Raw genomic sequence first — 1,557 nt, forward strand, 5'->3', positions numbered from 1 at the left:
GATGCGACACAGATATTTTGTTCGCACTCAATATGGTGTAATCAAAATTAAGTCGCTTAGCTATAAGCTATAATTATGATAAATAGCAAAAAGTTCCCTTTTATTTATATGTTGAAACAAATTATTTCTTTTTGTTACAAATATTGTATTTTTGTATCATTTTCAGGGTAGATAAAAATATTTACCAATGGAATACTGGACGCAGAAACAAGACGACACTAAACTCTTAAAGGTAGTTCCCAATGGTTGGGAATTTATTCTTGGCAGTGGCAGGTGTCCGAATAACACCAATGAGGGTAATAATAATGATGAAGTGCAATATTCTTGCAATAGTTATCCCGGCGTTGTTAGCTGGTACAGCAAACGCAGCTGAAATCTATAAAAAAGACGGCAACAAGCTGGATCTATACGGTAAAGTTGACGTTCTTCACTTCTTTGGCAAAAGCAGTGGTGGCGATGATTCGCGTGTTCGTCTTGGTATAAAAGGTGATACTCAAATCTCTGATCAGCTAACTGGTTTTGGTCGTTTCGAATGGGAAACAAAAACCAACAGAAATGAAGCTGAGAACGAAAACACAAACCGTCTAGCTTATGCCGGTTTGAAAATTGCTGACTTTGGTTCATTCGACTATGGTCGCAACTATGGCGTTCTGTATGATGTCAACGCTTGGACTGACGTTCTGCCTCTTTATGGTGCAGACTCTATGTCTCAGGCTGACAGCTACTTGACTGGCCGTAACCGTAACCTGTTAACTTACCGTAGTAGTGATTTCTTTGGTCTGGTCGATGGTTTGAACTTCGCCCTACAGTATCAAGTCAAAAATACTGACAGCAATGAATCAGTTAGCGGTAAATTCCTAAAAAATAATGGTGACGGTTTCGGTTTAGCGGCTAACTACGATATCGTCTGGGGCGTCACATTGGGTGCCGGTTATGCTAAATCTAATCGTGGCCTGACTGACGCTCAGAAAACCATCAGTAACGCTAGCGGTAATAGTGCGGAAGGCTGGAACGCTGGTATCAAATATGATGCCAACAACCTATATCTGGCAGCGATGTACGGCGAAACCTTTAATATAACTCGTTTTGGAACAGTAAACGGTAACCACCACATGACGTCCGTCGCTAACAAAACTGAAAACTTTGAATTGGTTGGTCAGTATCTGTTTGACAAAATCGGTCTGAAACCATCTATTGCTTATGTACAGTCTAAAGGTAAAGATTTAACTGATTCTCCCTACCCGCAGAAGCAAGATTTAGTGAAATATGTTTCTCTAGGTGCTTTCTACTATTTCAACAAAAACCTGACCGCAGTTGTTGATTACAAAATTAACCTAATCAATGGCAACAATCGCTTTGCTGATCAATATGGTATTAGCAGAGAAAACCTGGTTGGTTTAGGTTTAGTTTACCAGTTCTAATTATCGCTTAGCGGTGATTTAACAGTAAAAGTGAAAACGTAAATTCGAAAAACAGCGCTAAAGCGCTGTTTTTTTATCAATTTATGTTAATTAGTAAAATATAGCTAAGCGACTTAATTTTGATTACAGCATATTG

At 38.9% G+C, this 1,557-nt stretch carries 1 protein-coding gene; it reads left to right on the top strand.

The features are described from left to right. Window positions 1-308 precede the first annotated feature (308 nt). A complete protein-coding gene (locus ARSQ2_RS10505) occupies window positions 309-1,421 on the top strand; it encodes a porin (RefSeq protein ID WP_181995270.1) in 1,113 nt (370 codons plus the stop codon). Window positions 1,422-1,557 lie beyond the last annotated feature (136 nt).

It is taken from the genome of Arsenophonus endosymbiont of Bemisia tabaci Q2 (assembly GCF_902713415.1).
Classification (GTDB): Bacteria; Pseudomonadota; Gammaproteobacteria; order Enterobacterales; family Enterobacteriaceae; genus Arsenophonus.

Bases quoted from the DNA above. Each gene is read 5' to 3' on its own strand.
- ARSQ2_RS10505 (WP_181995270.1), top strand. From the start codon at position 309: ATGAAGTGCAATATTCTTGCAATAGTTATCCCGGCGTTGTTAGCTGGT.